The following is a 15,820-nucleotide window of genomic DNA, read 5'->3' on the forward strand; positions in this document are numbered from 1 at the left end:
GGGCTCACTGTACGGTGGACAGATCCTAGCCAGCACCCGACAATTCGGGATTGACGCGACAGGGACTGCCCAAGCTACGGGCAGTCCCTGTACGGGGGCTCATCATGACCCGTAACCGGATCAGCAGCTGAGAGGGTCAGAGTTCAACAGCCGTTTCGATCCCAACTTGGGCAACGATGGGGGTATAGATGTCGGTGGTCTCAGCACTCTTCAACGAGACCAGGAGCGAGTAGCGCACCGGAACATCAACCCGATCGGTGCGCTTGTTGTCCTTCCACCATCCACCCACCGGGACGACAGCGAGCCATCCGCTGTCGGCCAGATCGGCGGCCGTCGATGTCCAAATGTCGGCGTGAAGGGAGCCACGACTACGGCCGTCCCTGCCAATCAGCCACCGATTATCGGCTGGTCGACGCGCAGTCTGTGAGCTGTTATCGCTCTCCTCCTGAGCTGCTTCGCGGGCGACCCGTTGCTGGAACTGCTCGGCGCTTTCGGTGGGGAGCTTGAGGTCGAATCTCAGGGCGTGAGATGGGTAGCGGTAGCGCACCCAGCCCTTGTTCGAGGGGTTTGGCTCGATGAAGTAGGAGAGGGTCACTCGGAGCTCGACCTCGGAATCGAAGAGGTCCAGGAGCTGCTCCCGTGGCCAAGGCAGTTGGTGTAGGCGCAAAGCGCGCATCGAGATCGCGCCGCGCCGGTGCTCGAAGGGCCGAAACTCGTCTTCGACGATCATCGTTACCGCATTATCCGCACTTGCAAGCACGCGTTGCTCTGTGGGCACGCCCCACCCGTAGCGCCGGAGCATCCGGACGCGCTCTCTCTTCAGCATACGACGGGCCATAGTTCGGTCACGCATTGGCTGGGTCCACTCCGCCGAATGAACCAACAAGCCGCGGACCGTCTCCGGCCAGAGTTTCGGGTAGCGCGCAAGGGCGAGCGCGCCGAGACGCGCGGCTTGGGCAGTCGCGGCGCTGGTGGCATTGGTGTCGGTCAGGTCACCGGTCCTTGAAGGAGCGAGCAGATGCAGGCAAGGGTCCGAGTAGCGGTTGCCTGACTTCTCCGCAATCATGTTTCCTCCCTCCAGCGTGATGTCTGGCTTGATCGGCCAGGAGGCACGCCATGTGAGGGAGGTGCGGCTATATGGTGACAGCTCTCCAGCTGGAGCGAGTGCGGTGAGGTGCCCCATATGGGGGTCGGTGATGTCGGTCAGTTGAGTGAAGGCTCCCACAGTGAGCACATTCCACGCTTGAGCCGGATCCTCGATGGCTCTTGTGTCGCACACATCGAGGTAGTCGCCCTTTTGGGAGATCTGATCGACCACGTTGCCGGCTGAGACGAAGAACAGCCGGGCAGCTTCGGGATCGGGTTCGCCGAGGAGGATGACGCCCTGTGGTGAGGTGCCGATGTCCGTACCGAACGACAGTGCGTCCAGAGCGGCTGACCACGAAGTGGGACGTCCATCGTTGACGACCGCTCCATCGGTGATTGGCATGGAGAACACACGGCGACGGCCGGGATTCTCAACCTCGATGAGGCTTGCGGCCTCAGCCACCGTGACACCGTAGAACGGAGGGTCAGCGTTCTGTGGAGCGCCTGAGTCTTGGAGGATCTTGACTGATTCCAGCCGGTGTCGCAGGTCTACCCGCTTGTTGCTGACACACTCGGTGGCCAAGTCACCGATGAGTGACAGCCCGGCCATCGGTGTGCCATGTCCGTGTCGCCGGTACTGGTCGGCTGGGGTCGTCCCCCGCAGCGCGGTCAACTCCTTGTCGACAGAGCCACGCAGGAGGCGGTGGCGCGACATGATCCCAGTGTCGAGAAGACACACCAACGGTGCGTTCGGTGAGGCCGGAACCAACCTGTCCGCGAGGTCATCCATCAGCCCCGTACGTGTCTCTGAATCAAGATCCAAGAGTTCGGCGGCTGGTGGGCGGTGTACTTCGGTGACGACAGCGTTGGCGCTTAGTAGCTTGCTGAGCTGGTCCGGAGTCGCTTCGATCTGAGCGATTAGCCGGTCAGGGAATCCCAGGGTCTGCTTCGCCATACGGAGCTCGAGCGCGGACACCGCTGTCCTCAAGTCAGAGGAGACGTCCTCTTGTTCGGGCGAGGCAGCGAACCACACCTCCCACCAGCGAGTTACCGGATCCGCCGGAAAGGGCCCCGGATCCTGCCAGAACTCCCGTAGGACCGCTAGCCGGATCTCTTTGATGTTGGCGACCAGGGCCTCGTGCTTGGGGCGGCCCGAGGGTGTCACTTCTGTCGCGAACCCCTCGAGTTTGCGGAGGAATTTTCCTTCGGCGCCGAACGGCATCCAGACCAGCGCGCGCTCAGCCTTGCCGGATTCGGCTGGCAAGACAGTGAGCAGCTTGGCCCCGTTGCTACCCAGGCTCGTCAGAGCCAGGTCATAGCCGGGTTCGTCGCTCCAGCCTTCCACACAAATGCTGAAGCCTTCTGGGGCGGCCTCGGTCGGCATGTCTTCCGTGAGCACCCTCGCTTGCTCCAGTGCCTCAGACACCTCCTCGGCGAGGCGCTCCGCGTGCCCGACTCGGTCGTCGATGGTGCGACGTCTACCGCCACCACCGCCCCGTCCGCGGTAGGCGATGTCCTGACCGGAGCGGGGGACCAGGATGTGGGGGAGAGCACGGGGCCGACCCGTGGTGGGGTCAGTCACGACGAGCGGCGCGTCGCTCGTCCAAGGCGGTGGCCAGCGCGGCCGTGGTGATCAGTTGATGCCCGGCCAGGATGGACCGCTTGGCGGCGCTCTCGGCAGCCTTCACCAGCTCGGCATGGCTCAATTCACCGGTGTGGGATTCAACTTCCGCCCACTCCACGCCTGTGGTGTTCATGTTGATGAGCCTCCCGCGTACTACCTCGCCCGCTTGCTTCATGCCAGGCAAATCATAGGTAACCACCGAGTCAAAACGGCGGAAGAGGGCGCGGTCAAGCAAGTTGGGATGGTTCGTGGCGGCGACCACGAGGCTCTCGGGGGGTGATTCGTCCAGAAAAAGGAGGAATGAGTTGAGCATACGGCGGGCCTCGCCGACGTCGTTCTTGGCTGCCCGCTCTGCCCCGATGGCGTCGAACTCGTCGAAGAGGTACACCGCGCGCGACTGCTTCGCCGCATCGAAGACGGTGCGCAGCTTGGTCGAGGTCTCACCCATGAACCTGCTGATCACGCCGTCCAGGCGGATGGTGAACAAGGGAAGCCCCAGCTCATGAGCGAGCACAGCAGCGCTCATACTCTTTCCAGTGCCGGGCGGCCCGGTCAACAACACGCGGTGGATCGGCTCGAACCCGTGGCTCTCCAGTTCCGCGCGCTGCCGCTGCTCGTGCAGCACCTGATCCAGAGCTTCGCGCACACTTTTGCTCAGCGTCATCTCGCTGAGTCGCACGTCTGGATAGTCGGCGGTGACTAGGTCTGCCAGCTCCCCTTTGGGGCGGATCATCGGGGTCGGGGACGGACCGAGTCTGGACAGCGGCTCCGCGCGGGCCGCGTCGATCATCTCCCGGAGCTCTGAGGCGAGGCGGTTGTGCCCCTGCCGGGCCGCCTTGGCTGCAACTTGGAGCGTGACCGCGTAGAAGGACTCCTCGTCTCCGGCCGCGTGAGCCTGGACGAGCGCCTTCAGATGGTCCGCCGAGGCACTCATGCCCGCCCTTCGAATCGCTGAGACTCTCTTCCCCGAATCTACCCGTCGGACACATCGCGGTCGATGGGTACCCATAGGTCAGCGTCGGCAAGCACTGGCGGGGGTCTGCCGGTGGGCAAGGATCGACCAACCTGCGGGATGAAAATGACTACGCTGTCACCGATCAGTGATGGCGAGGTGAGGAGAAGCGGACGATGGCAGACAAGGTCATCGAGAACCCGATCATTAACTCGCCCTACCTCGCCCCGACCAGGCACTTCAAGTTCGACAACGACGGGATCACCAACGAGGTCGTGGACGGGCGCCGCGACAGCGCCTACTTCGTGCCGGTACCGAGGGCGCGGAAGCGGGGCACTCAGGCCGAGCTTGACCTGCCTGAGCTGGGGCTAACCGCAGACCAGATTCAGCCCAATTTCTTCGTCAACGCCATCCGGTCACGGGTCGACCGCTGGCGGGCCGCCGGCTACCCCAATGTCACCCCCACCACCCGCCGGCTGCTGGAGTTCTGGAGCGACCCTGTCCGGGACAACCCGATCTTGTTCTGTCAGCGGGAAGCCGTCGAGACGGCCATCTACCTGGCTGAATCTGCGACGAAGGACGGCGACACCAACACCCTGAACAGGCTCAGGGAGATCAATGCCGAGTACAACGATGGGCTAAACCGGGCCGCCCTCAAGATGGCGACCGGGTCCGGCAAGACCGTCGTGATGGCGATGCTGATCGCATGGCAGACCCTCAACAAGGTGCAGTCTCCCAACGACAAGCGCTTCGCCAAGCGCTTCCTGGTCGTCGCCCCCGGGCTCACGATCCGCGACCGCCTGCGCGTCCTGCGTCCGCAAGACGAGGGCAACTACTACCGGCAACGCGACCTGGTACCGCCGGAGCTCCAAGCCGCGCTGCGGCAGGCGAAGATCGTCATCACGAACTTTCACGCCTTCCAGCGTCGCGAGACCAAGCAGGGCCAGAACCTTGCCAAGACGACGAAGGAACTGCTCGCCGGTAAGGCGGGCGCGCCGAGCCCGTTTCGGGAGAGCGTCGGGCAGATGGTCAACCGCGTCATCGGGGAGCTCGGCGGTACCTCCGACATCGTCGTGCTCAATGACGAGGCTCACCACTGCTACCGGGACCGCAGCGACGATCCTGCCGAAGGTGCCGCGGGCAAGCTCACAGGGCAGGATCGCAAGGATGCTGGCGAGCGCAATGATAACGCCCGCATCTGGTTCCGCGGCCTCAAAGCGATCAAGGCGAAGCTCGGCGTCAAGACCGTGTACGACCTGTCGGCCACTCCCTTCTTTCTCGCCGGCTCGGGCTACCAGGAGAGCACACTGTTCCCCTGGGTGGTCAGCGACTTCTCGCTGATCGATGCCATCGAGGCCGGGATCGTCAAGATCCCGCGCGTCCCCGTCGATGACGACGCCAACAGTGACACTGTCACGTATCTCAACCTCTGGCCGCACATTCGAGACGAACTGCCGAAGAAGGTCCGGGCCAAGGACTCTGGCGTTACCGCGGAGCAGATGCCGTCGGTCCTGGAAAGCGCCCTGTACAGCCTGTACGACTCTTATAAGAAGTCGTATGCGAACTGGGAGCGCTCGGACGGAGCGAAGAACGGAGAGCCGCCGCCGGTGTTCATCGTGGTCTGTAACAACACCACGGTGTCCAAGATGGTGTTCGACTGGATCGGTGGCTGGGATCGGGAGATCGGCGAGGGTGAGACCGTCGCGGTGCGAGGCAAGCTTGACCTGTTCTCCAACGTCGACGGGCATTACAACTGGGCGCACCGACCGCCGACCATCCTGGTCGACTCGGCGCAGTTCGAGACTGGTGAACTCACCCCAGAGTTCCGCAAGGCGCTCGGGCACGAGATCGAGCAGTTCAAACAGGAGTACGCGCGCCGGTTCAGCCGGGCCGCGGACAAGATCGAAGACGCGACAATCCTGCGCGAAGTGATGAACACCGTCGGGAAGAAGGGAGCACTCGGCGAACACGTTCGCTGCGTGGTGAGCGTCTCGATGCTCACCGAAGGTTGGGACGCCAACACTGTCACCCACATCCTTGGCGTCCGGGCCTTCGGCACCCAGCTGCTAGCGGAACAGGTCGTTGGGCGCGGCCTGCGACGCCGCTCCTACGCGGTGGACGAGAATGGTATGTTCGCCCCCGAGTACGCCGACGTGTACGGCGTGCCGTTCCAGTTCATCCCCACAGTCGGACAGACGAAGGACGTCAAGCTTAAGCCGACGCGGCGCGTGCACGCCGCCATGGACCGGGCGCACGCGGAGATCACCTATCCGCACTTGGTCGGGTACCGGATTGAGCTGCCCGACTCGCCGCTCATGGCCGGGTTCACGCCGGAGAGCAGGCTGACCGTCGACCGCGACGTGATCCCCCTGGTGACCCTCACAGCGGGGGTTGCCGGCACTGGCGGTACCGACCTACTGGCGGAGCTCCAGAGCAAGCGCGAGCAGACGATCGCCTACGACCTCGCGCGCCTGGTGTTGGGGCAGTACTACACCGACCGCGACTCAGGGGACACACGTCCGTGGCTTTTCCCCCAGATCCTGGACATAACCAAGCAGTGGCTCGCCGAATGCGTCACCTACGTGAACGATGGCTTCGTCGGTCTGCTGCACATCGCACAATTCGCAGACGAGGCCGCTCGCCGCATCAGGGACTCGATCTCGGTCATGGAGGGCGACCGGCAGCCTCGGGCACTGCCAATCTTCCGGCCGTTCGAGCGGCTTGGTAGCACTGCCGATGTCGACTTCTCCACGACCAAGGCCGTGTATCCAACAGCAGAGGAGAAGTGCCATGTCAACTTCGTTGTACTCGACGGGCCGCATGGCAACACCTGGGAGGAAAAGGTGGCACAGATCCTCGAGTCCCACCCGCAAGTTGCCGCCTATGTTAAGAACGACCACCTTGGCTTCAGCATCCCATACACGATCAAAGGGCGGAACCGGCAGTATCTTCCGGACTTCCTCGTGCGGCTCGCACCTCCGGAGCCGGGCGATGACCTCACTTACACATTGATCGTGGAGGTCTCCGGTGGGCACAAGCCCGCTGAGGCCACGCGGGAGAAAGCAGTGACCGCCAGACGCCAGTGGGTGCCGGCGGTCAATAACCACGGAGGCCACGGGCGCTGGGGCTATGTCGAGCTCCGCGACCCTGCAAAATTCCAAAGCGAGCTTCAGGCCGCAATCGATGACCTGTACACCCGCATGGGGACGAGCGCTCAGGTCGGGCCTGACTGGGGCATCGACCACATGGACAACGAGTCCGGCACGATTATCACGGGCAAGGGAGCGTAGGGATGCCGCAGAGGAAGAAGGCTGGGCCGGTGCCAGTCGAGGCATTGCAGCACGACGACAAGCGGGTCAACATCCCCACTGCAGACGCCCACGATTTCCTGGACGAGCAGGACGCCAAGCCAGCCCGGCTGCGCTACCCGCGCAACCCTGATCTAGACCCGCAACTGGTCTGGAAGGGCAAGGACGAGCAGGATGCCGAAGACCTGATCGTCAACGCGCCGCCCATATACATTCAGGAGAAGATCGACCCGCGGGTCCTGATCGAGAATCTACGCCGCACCGCAGCTGCGACCCAGCCCCAGGAAGGGCCGGAACTCGCGCTGTTCGATGAGTTCGACGGGCTGGAGGGCACCGACCTCATCGAGTTCTACAAGCATGAGGCCAACTGGTCCAATCGGATGATCCTCGGAGATTCGCTTCAGGTAATGGGATCGCTGGCGGAGAAGGAAAACCTTCGCGGCAAGGTCCAGATGATTTACATCGACCCACCGTACGGGATCAAATTTGGATCCAACTTTCAAAGCTCCACCGGCAAGCGCGATGTCAAGGATGGGAAGGCCGAGGACGTCACGCGCGAGGTCGAGCAGATCAAGGCGTTCCGGGATACATGGGAGCACGGCATCAGCTCTTACCTAGCCTATCTGCGAGATCGGCTCGTTGTGGCACGGGACCTACTGACGGAGTCTGGAAGTTTGTTCGTTCAGATCGGGGATGAGAACGTTCACGTTGTAAGAACCTTGTTGGATGAAATATTCGGCAGGGAGAACTGTGTTTCGCAAATAACCTTCCTAAAAACGAGCTCGTCGACCAGTGAATTTGGCGGTATTGCCGATTATGTGATCTGGTATGCACGCGATCGTTCGGCTATGAAATTTCGACAGCTTTACTCTGGCAAGAAAACGGGTGGTGCTGGGGGGTCGGGATATACGCAGGTGGAGCTTCCTGATGGAGTGCGTAGGCCCCTATCCAAGGCTGAGATTAACGACAATAGCACTCTTCCCGCTGGGAGCAGAATCTTTGCTTCTGATAATCTAACGAGCCAAAGCGCTGGACGCGAGAAGGGAGAAGGGGCAGCTTCGTGGTTCCGGGTCGAGCTGAAAGGTAAGTCGTATGATCCTGGATTGAAAGCAAGGTGGAAGACCAACAAATCTGGGATGGCTCGCCTTTTGTTGGCAGGACGCGTTCTGGAGCCCGGAAAAAGAGGGGCTAAACTTTCTTATTTGAGATATCTGGATGACTTTCCAGCCATGCCGCTTGGGAATGTTTGGACGGATACTCTTGGGCAAAATCAATTCGGCGGAGAAAAGGCGTACGTAGTCCAAACTGCTCTTCCGGTCATCCAGCGTTGCATGTTGATGGCGACGGATCCCGGAGACATAGTTCTCGATCCTACATGTGGCTCGGGAAGTACTGCATTTGTTGCAGAACAGTGGGGTCGTAGGTGGATCACCATCGACACTTCGCGGGTGGCCCTTGCGCTTGCTCGACAGCGGATCATGGGCGCTCAGTATCCCTATTATTTGCTTGCAGACACCAAGGAAGGTCAGGAGCAGGAAGCTAGGCTGACCAACAAGGCGTTGTTCACGAATATTCATCGCGGTGACGTCCACAAGGGCTTTGTCTACAGGCGGGTATCGCACATCGGACTTAAGGCGATCGCGAACAACCCGGACATCAAGGAAGGAATGTCGCGAGCGGAGATCGATGCTGCGATTAAGCGGCACGCCGAGTATGAGCTGCTCTTTGACCAGCCCTACGAGGACAAGAGAAAGATCCGGGTCGCGGGTCCTTTCACGGTCGAGAGCCTCGCCCCTCACAAGACGATCGCACCTACGGTCCAGGCTGTCACTGAAACAGAGAGGGCCGCGGCTGAAGAAGATGCCTCCAGCTTCGAAGGCTCTATCCTGGAGAGCCTTGCCAAGGCCGGGGTGCAGAACGGTCGTAAGAAGGAGCGTCTGGAGTTCGAATCCCTAGCCCCCTATGCCGGGGAACTCATCCATGCTCAGGGGATTCGCAAGAACGGTCAGGAAGGGACCCCGCAACGCATCGGTGTGAGCATTGGGCCGCAGTACGGCTCCGTCGACCCAGAGTGGATCCGTCGCGCCGCCCGTGATGCCATTCGTGGTATGGGCTTCGACCTCCTCATTATCTGTGCGTTCGCCTTCGACCCACAGGCCATCAAGACAACGGAGGAGTTCAAGCCCTCCTCGGAAGACTTCGCCTCCGTCCAGGAGGAGCGCAAGTTTGGTCGGCTTCCGATCATGTTGGTGCGAATGAACTCCGACTTGGTGATGGCGGACGTCTTGAAGAAGACCGGTTCCGGCAACCTCTTCATGGTCTTCGGCGAGCCGGACGTGGACATCCAACAGGGTGATGAGGGCGTGACGGTCGAGATCCGCGGTATTGACGTCTATGACCCGACACGGGGCGAGATCCGCTCCAGTGGCACAGGCGAGATTGCCCTTTGGATGATCGACACCGACTACGACGGCGAGTCGTTCTTCGTCCGCCGCTGCTACTTCACCGGTGGCCACGACCCATATGCCCGTTTGAAGCGTTCCCTGAAGGCCGAGATCGACGAGGAGGCCTGGGCGACCCTCTACACGACCAAGTCCGACCCCTTCCCCCGGCCCGAGACCGGAAAGATCGCTATCAAGGTCATCAATCACTACGGCGATGAAGTGCTTCAGGTCTACGACCTCTAGGTGATCTACGCCACGTGATTGTCAGTGGCGGTTGTCATGATGGCCACGTGAGGTACACAGAAGCTCAGCAGACGGCGATCGCCACGCTTGATGACCACCTTCTCATCGTCGCGTGCGCAGGTTCGGGTAAGACGCAGGTTCTTGCGCAGCGGATCGTGGAGATCTTGCGGCGCCCCGACGTGGAGCCGAAGAACGTAGTGGCGTTCACGTTCACCAACAAGGCAGCCGCCGAGCTCAAAGAGCGGGTGACCGAGCTGGTCACCGCCGAGCTGGGCTTCCTGTCGGGCCTTGCGGACATGTTCATCGGCACCATGCACGCTTATGCACTCGACGTGATGCAACAGCACGTCCCAGAGACGTTCAAGTACGGAGTGCTCGACGACATCCAGAATCGTCTGCTCATCGACCGGAACAGCAGCAAAAGCGGTCTCACGAAGACGCTCGCTTACATATCTAGCAAGCCGCCTCGCCCGCTGAAGCGCTACGTGGACTCCGCCCGCTACATGCAGGTGCTCAACATCCTGCGGGAGGACGACGTCAACGAGGAGCTACTCCCAGAGGACCTTCGGGAGAACCTGCTCAGCTACCGGCGGCTGCTGCACGACAAGAGTTACTTCGACTACACCGAGCAGCTCCGCACGATCGTTGATCTGCTCAACGAGAATGAGGACGACGCCATGGCGGGTGCGCTGGTCCGTCACGTACAGAAGGACATCCGCTACTTGATCGTGGACGAGTACCAGGACACCAACCCCATCCAGGAAAAGCTCATCCGGGGGTTGACGCGATTCGGCGCGAACCTCTGCGTCGTCGGCGATGATGATCAGACGATCTACCAGTGGCGCGGCAGCTCGGTCTCCGGCATCCTCACCTTCGCCGATCGATACCCGGGCGTCCAGACCGTCACGCTCGACCACAACTTCCGATCCAGCCGCGGGGTCGTGTCTCTTGGCCGCTCCGTCGCCGAGCTGAACGTCGGTCAGCGTCTGGACAAGAAGATGGTCGCCGCTGGCCACCAGGACTTTGACCGGGGCGACCTGCTCGCCCTGGCGTTCGATGACTCCGCAGCCGAAGCTCATTGGATATGCGATCGGATTGAAGCGCTGTGTGGCCTGCCGTTCCGGGATACCCCTACCGCGGAGCCGCGAGGCTTGTCTTGGTCCGATGCAGCGGTGCTCTTTCGCAGCGTCAGCAAGGATGCTGGCCCGCTCGTCGAGGAGCTCAAGCGCCGCGACATCCCCTACGTCATCAAGGGCCTCACCCGGCTCTTCGAGGCACCCGAAGTTCAGGCATGCGTCCGACTCTTCGAGTACGTCATCGGCAAGACGAAGGGCCGCAACTCGGTGGTCGTCACCGAGAAGGACGTTTTTGACGCCTGGCACACTGCGGCTCTCGGCTTGGACGCCGCGGACCTTCAGAAGGGTCTTGACATCCTCGACCGCGCTCGCGAGTTGGATCTGAGCCGTCACCGGAAGCAGACCTTCACTCTCCAGCAGATCTACCTCGACTTCCTCACCGCAGTCCGGGCGCGTGAGGAGCGTGTTCCCGGGGATCCCACGCGCGGCGAACTGGCCTTCTACAACCTCGGTAAGTTCAGCAAGGTCATCACGGCCTACGAGCAGATCAACTACCGTAGCTCCTTCCCCGATCTTTACGAGGGGTTCGTGTCCTGGCTGACCCATCAGGCCCCCGACTACTACGCGGAGAGCGACGCCGACGTCGGCTACGCGACCCCTGACGCCGTCACCATCGCCACAGTTCATCAGGCAAAAGGCATGCAGTGGCCAGCGGTCTTCGTCCCCGCGATGCGCCGGAACCGCTTCCCGGGCAAGCGGCAGGGTGGACTGAACGCCTTTCACGTCATCCCGTCAAAGGCCGTCGCGGACGCCGATCGCTACCGAGGTACCGAGGCGGACGAGATTCGTCTCTTCTACGTTGCGGTGACCCGCGCCCAAAAGTACCTGGCCGTCACGTTCTCGCCCGGCGACAATCAGCTTTACCGCCAGCGCTCGGATTTTTTCAACTTCACCACCCGCAACCAGTACGTGCTCACCGCCGAGGCTCCGCTGCCGCCAAGACGTGTGGTGCCGCGTGCCAGACACGCGATCCCCGAGGTCACGCTCACGTTCAGCGAGTTGAAGTACCTCTTCGAGTGCCCCTACCAGTTCAAGCTCCGTTTCCTGTACGGCTTCGACGTCCCGATCCGCGAAGAGCTCGGCTACGGGAAGTCCCTGCATGACATGATGGCCGAGATCCACAAGCGGGCGATCGATCACGACATCGTCGGTGACGACGAGATCGAGGAGATTGTCGATCGCCACCTGCACGCCCCGTTCGCCAACACGGAGTTGCTCGGACAACTCAGACGGGCTTCGGTCAACGCCGTGCGGCGCTATCTGCGCGAGAACCGCGACCAGATGGACAAGACGCTCTACTCCGAGCAGCCGATCCGCGTCTACGTTGCGCCAGGTGTGACGGTCGACGGCCGGATCGACCTGATTCGGCGGCTCGACACTGACGAGGTGTCGATCGTTGACTTCAAGTCCACCCGCCGGGCGCAGACCGAGGACATCACGCGGGACCAACTGCACGTCTACGCTGCCGGCTACCAGGAGCTCACCGGAGAGCAGGCCGATCTCGTTGAGGTGCTGAACCTTGATGACAGCGCGGACAGTAAGCGGGAAGTCGTCAATAGTGTGCTCATCGGTGACATCCGCCAGCGGATCCAGGGCGCGGGGGACGACCTTCGCAAGAACCGACTCCCGCGCCGCTCGTCTTGGTGCGTCGCCTGTGAGCGCTGCGATCTCGTCGGAATCTGCAGAGACGCGCCCTGACCCACACCCCCGCCAGCCATTGGCTTTCCCTGGCCTTACCGTGCGGGGAGGCTTCAGCCGTGCCTGTGGCGCGGGCACGGGCACGGCTGAAGAGATCTCTCAAGTCGCCATCAGTCGAAGTAGCGCAGTGCCTTCACGAAGACAAGAACCTCTGCCACTTGCTGATCGTTCATATCGCATAGTTTTTCAACGATGTATCCAAGTGCCTTGTTCTTGCTCGGGATAGCGTCCTCCCAGGTGAGAAGTGCTGTCTCTAGTCGTACCGCTGTATCCCTGCCGAGTTGAGCGTTGTTGTTCTCAAGCTGAGAAATATGTCCAGCGGAGACCCCTATGGCCCGGGCCAGCTGATTTTGAGTCTTGCGAAGCGCTACTCGGCGCTGGTAGACGTCATCACCATCAAGGATCATCCGATTTCTCCTAGAGAGTCGACGCTTGGTCGGGAGGTTCAAGCTGTGAAGTAACTATATTTTGTGAAGAGTCGCTAGCGTGCCTGAATCTGGAGATTGGCGGCAGTGAGTCGTTCCAACGGCTGCCACTTCTTCGAAGTGCGGCGCCACCGAGGCCGGAGATCGCAGGGGTGGGACTCGTGATCCATCTGTGGCGGCACATGGTACGCCCGTGTGTTGGTGAGGGACGGTCCGTGTGGGGCTGGGTTCGCGGACGGATGGCGGACAAAAGATCTTGAGGCCGGTCTCCGTGAGGGAGAACCGGCCTCTGACCTGCACCTTTGTGTCGGGGTGGCGGGATTTGAACCCACGACCTCTTCGTCCCGAAGTCTGTCCCTGTGCGTTGGAGTTCCGAACCGGAGCCTATATGACCTGCGGGTACGCGTGACGACAGGTAGGTACACGTCACGACAGGTCATGACCAGCACACGTGGACACACGCTGATGCGTGGCGACACACACCAATACCTAGATCATCTCCCGCCCGTCTCCCACCGGTCGGGCGAATCGGTGCAGGTCGCCCGGCCCGTCCCGGCCGCCGGGAGTGGGCGGCGGCAACGTTTGCCGTTTGACAACTATCCCTAATTCATGCCAAAATAAGGGACAGTAGGCGAGTTGGGAGGGACGCATGAGCGAGCGCGAGACCGGCGGCTGGATCAGGTTCCGCCTCAAGGGCGAGGACAGGATCCGGGAGGGCGTCATCCGGCGGAAGCTGAACGACGGCTCCTACGCCGTCGACACGGACGACGCACACCTGTGCGTCTGGCCCGAGCAGGTCCTGGACGACTGACCACCGAGGAGGAGACATGGCCCGCACCAACGCGAAGGTCCACGACATCGACTGCGACGACGACTGCTGCGCGGGCAGCCACGCCGACGCCGTCCGGAGCAAGGTCGACGGCCTGTACGCCGAGGCCGACGACCCCCGCACCTCCCCCGCCCGTGCGCGGGAGCTGGCCGGGAAGGCGCACCGGCTCCTCGCGACGATCGAGCCCGCGCCCGGCCCCTGACCCTGAACGCGAAAGAGAGCGCTCCCGTACCGGGGGCGCTCTCTGCGTCTGGTGGTGCGGGTACGTAGCCCCCGCTCGGGGCGTGACGGTCCGGGCGGCGAGGAAGGCCCAGTTACCAGTCGCAGGTACGAGGCCCCTGCTCGGGCGTGGCCTGGAGGATCAGGCGGTGGCGGTGCGCAGCCGCGGCTTGCGCTGGCCGGCCTGGAGCAGCTCGTCGAGGACGGCGACCGGCGAGTGCGGGTCTCGTCCTGCCGCTCGGTCGAGGTCGGCCCGCTGCGCGAGGGCGGTCTCCCAGCGCTTCTGTAGGGCGTCGCGGAGCTCGGACCGCATGAGCGGTGAGACGTGGCTGTAGACGGCCTTGATCCCTTGCATGACGTGTCCCATGCGCTCGTGGCGGAGGACGTCCGGGATGCGGTCCTCCTGCATCCAGACCTCGTGCGCGTGGCGGCAGCGGTGCGGGGTCAGTCCGGTCCTGAGCGGCAGCCACGACGCGAGGGCCGGCCCTTCCGCTCCCTCCGTGACCGATGCCCGGTCCACACGGGGCGTGTGCGGGACCGTGGCCGCGCCGCTCCGTGAGGTGCAGGGTGTTCCGGTTGGGGCGAGGCACGTCTTCTTTGGGCAGGACACCGCGAGCGCATCCGGGGCGTCGTGGCGGGTGAGGCCGCGGCCGCGCGGGGGGCTCCACTCCGGGCCCTGCGCGTACGGCCAGGCCGGGCGCAGTGGACGGCCCGTGTTCGCGTCGACGAGGACGGGCCTTGCGGGGCGCGGGTCCTTCCCTCCCTCCTCCGGGTACACGCCGTCGATGGCCGGGTGCCAGTACCAGGTCCCGAAGTTCGAGCGGCTGTGGTGCGCGGGGGGGGCGAACTGGTGCCCGTCGTTCGTCACCCTCCCGGCCGTGAGGAAGAGGTAGCGGCCGCTGCCGCCGCAGTCGTCCCGGCAGGAGCAGGTGCCGGTGGCGCGGTTCTGCATCTGGCGGGACAGCAGGTCGGTCAGGAAGGGCGGCTTGTCGATGCGGCGGGCCGAGTCGTCCTTGGGGGGCACCTTGAGGAACTGCCCCCGGTACTCCCGGAGCTGCCAGTCGAGGTCGATGCGGTCCAGGTGGTGGACGTCCTCGTTCTCCAGGCCGAGGGCCTCGCCCCACCGCATCCCGGTCCAGGCGAGCGTCACGATGTGGATGAACTCGTCGTCCCGGCCGGACATGATCGCGCACCGCTCGGCGACGAGGAGGGCGCCGAGCGGATCGAACCACGACTTCTGCGAGCTGCGCGCGCTGCGCTGGTTGCGGTGCCGCTTGCGGCCGCGGCCGCGGCGCTTCTCCGCGACGTTCACGCCCGCGTAGCCCGCAGCCATGGCATCGCCGAGGATCGTGGAGAGCAGGTCCCGCGCGTCCGATGCCGTCCGTTGGGAGTAGGTGCCGCGCCCCTGGAGCTTCGGCGTCCTGCGGATGCGCTTCTCCCAGGCCTCGATCTCCTCCCGCCTGTGCAGGCTGTTCAGGGGGCGCTCGCCGAAGGCGGGGATGATGTGCTGGTCGATCAGGTAGCGGTACCTGCCCTCTGTCGTGTCCTCCAGGTCCTGGGCGGGGAGCCACTGGCCGCACCAGTCGGCGACGGTGATCTCCCCTCGGGCCGGGTCGAACCATGCCGGCCCGGCCCGGCGGATCTCGGCCTCCTTGTCGTTCCCGTATTGGAGCGCGTCTTGCTTCCGTTCGAACGGTCTTCCCGAGTCGTCGGTCGTCGCTGAGGCCCAGGTGCCGTCGGGTCTCTTGTAGCGGCTGCGCCAGGTCGGTCCGCGCTTCTCGGCGTACGCCATGGGGGGTGGCTCCTTGCGAGGTCAGGAGGTGGGAGGGCGCGTGCGCGCCCTGGTTTCTCCAGCA

Annotated in this window: 9 protein-coding genes; 5 read left to right on the forward strand and 4 right to left on the reverse strand. The window is 63.1% G+C overall.

Annotated features, from left to right (window positions below):
* Nucleotides 1-136: 136 nt before the first annotated feature.
* Together K4S16_RS39460 and K4S16_RS39465 are read right to left on the reverse strand one after the other, a co-directional pair.
* The gene (locus tag K4S16_RS39460; protein ID WP_149264225.1) at nucleotides 137-2,485 is read right to left on the reverse strand and encodes a S8 family peptidase; all 2,349 of its coding nucleotides are present in this window, start codon (nucleotides 2,483-2,485) and stop codon (nucleotides 137-139) included.
* A 175-nt stretch (nucleotides 2,486-2,660) separates the two neighbouring features.
* Nucleotides 2,661-3,644 (reverse strand): AAA family ATPase, encoded by a 984-nt coding sequence (locus K4S16_RS39465; RefSeq protein ID WP_149264226.1) that lies wholly within the window; start codon nucleotides 3,642-3,644, stop codon nucleotides 2,661-2,663.
* 194 nt (nucleotides 3,645-3,838) lie between these two features.
* Between K4S16_RS39465 and K4S16_RS39470 the strand changes: the two genes are divergently transcribed.
* Genes K4S16_RS39470 through K4S16_RS39480 form a run of 3 tightly spaced genes read left to right on the forward strand, consistent with a single transcriptional unit; the run spans nucleotide 3,839 to nucleotide 12,491 of the window.
* Entirely contained in the window at nucleotides 3,839-6,952 is a 3,114-nt protein-coding gene (locus K4S16_RS39470; RefSeq protein ID WP_149264227.1) for a BPTD_3080 family restriction endonuclease, read from the forward strand.
* Between the two features lie 2 nt (nucleotides 6,953-6,954).
* Nucleotides 6,955-9,657, forward strand: a complete 2,703-nt coding sequence (locus K4S16_RS39475) for a site-specific DNA-methyltransferase (protein ID WP_149264228.1) — start codon at nucleotides 6,955-6,957, stop codon at nucleotides 9,655-9,657.
* A gap of 47 nt (nucleotides 9,658-9,704) precedes the next feature.
* Nucleotides 9,705-12,491: an ATP-dependent DNA helicase gene (locus K4S16_RS39480; RefSeq protein WP_149264229.1), complete on the forward strand. Its 2,787-nt coding sequence runs from the start codon at nucleotides 9,705-9,707 to the stop codon at nucleotides 12,489-12,491.
* 110 nt (nucleotides 12,492-12,601) lie between these two features.
* Here K4S16_RS39480 and K4S16_RS39485 read toward each other — a convergent pair whose 3' ends face one another.
* Nucleotides 12,602-12,898, reverse strand: coding sequence for a helix-turn-helix transcriptional regulator (locus K4S16_RS39485; RefSeq protein ID WP_149264230.1), 297 nt, complete (start codon nucleotides 12,896-12,898; stop codon nucleotides 12,602-12,604).
* Nucleotides 12,899-13,565: 667 nt separating this feature from the next.
* On the opposite strand from K4S16_RS39485, the gene K4S16_RS44715 reads away from it, so the two are divergent.
* Both K4S16_RS44715 and K4S16_RS39490 read left to right on the forward strand, forming a co-directional pair.
* Complete coding sequence (locus tag K4S16_RS44715; RefSeq protein ID WP_160161179.1) at nucleotides 13,566-13,727, forward strand: hypothetical protein; 162 nt, start codon at nucleotides 13,566-13,568, stop codon at nucleotides 13,725-13,727.
* A 16-nt stretch (nucleotides 13,728-13,743) separates the two neighbouring features.
* Nucleotides 13,744-13,947: a hypothetical protein gene (locus tag K4S16_RS39490; protein ID WP_149264231.1), complete on the forward strand. Its 204-nt coding sequence runs from the start codon at nucleotides 13,744-13,746 to the stop codon at nucleotides 13,945-13,947.
* A 159-nt stretch (nucleotides 13,948-14,106) separates the two neighbouring features.
* On the opposite strand, the gene K4S16_RS39495 is transcribed toward K4S16_RS39490, so the two are convergent.
* A complete protein-coding gene (locus K4S16_RS39495; protein ID WP_149264232.1) occupies nucleotides 14,107-15,756 on the reverse strand; it encodes a site-specific integrase in 1,650 nt (549 codons plus the stop codon).
* Nucleotides 15,757-15,820: the final 64 nt, after the last annotated feature.

The sequence above is a fragment of the Actinomadura sp. K4S16 genome (assembly GCF_008327685.1).
Classification (GTDB): Bacteria; Actinomycetota; Actinomycetes; order Streptosporangiales; family Streptosporangiaceae; genus Spirillospora.

Excerpts from the sequence above, each read along its gene's own strand:
- K4S16_RS39465 (WP_149264226.1), bottom strand. The coding sequence starts at position 3,644 with ATGAGTGCCTCGGCGGACCATCTGAAGGCGCTCGTCCAGGCTCACGCG.
- K4S16_RS39470 (WP_149264227.1), top strand. The coding sequence starts at position 3,839 with ATGGCAGACAAGGTCATCGAGAACCCGATCATTAACTCGCCCTACCTC.
- K4S16_RS39475 (WP_149264228.1), top strand. The coding sequence starts at position 6,955 with ATGCCGCAGAGGAAGAAGGCTGGGCCGGTGCCAGTCGAGGCATTGCAG.
- K4S16_RS39485 (WP_149264230.1), bottom strand. The coding sequence starts at position 12,898 with ATGATCCTTGATGGTGATGACGTCTACCAGCGCCGAGTAGCGCTTCGC.
- K4S16_RS44715 (WP_160161179.1), top strand. The coding sequence starts at position 13,566 with ATGAGCGAGCGCGAGACCGGCGGCTGGATCAGGTTCCGCCTCAAGGGC.
- K4S16_RS39490 (WP_149264231.1), top strand. The coding sequence starts at position 13,744 with ATGGCCCGCACCAACGCGAAGGTCCACGACATCGACTGCGACGACGAC.
- K4S16_RS39495 (WP_149264232.1), bottom strand. The coding sequence starts at position 15,756 with ATGGCGTACGCCGAGAAGCGCGGACCGACCTGGCGCAGCCGCTACAAG.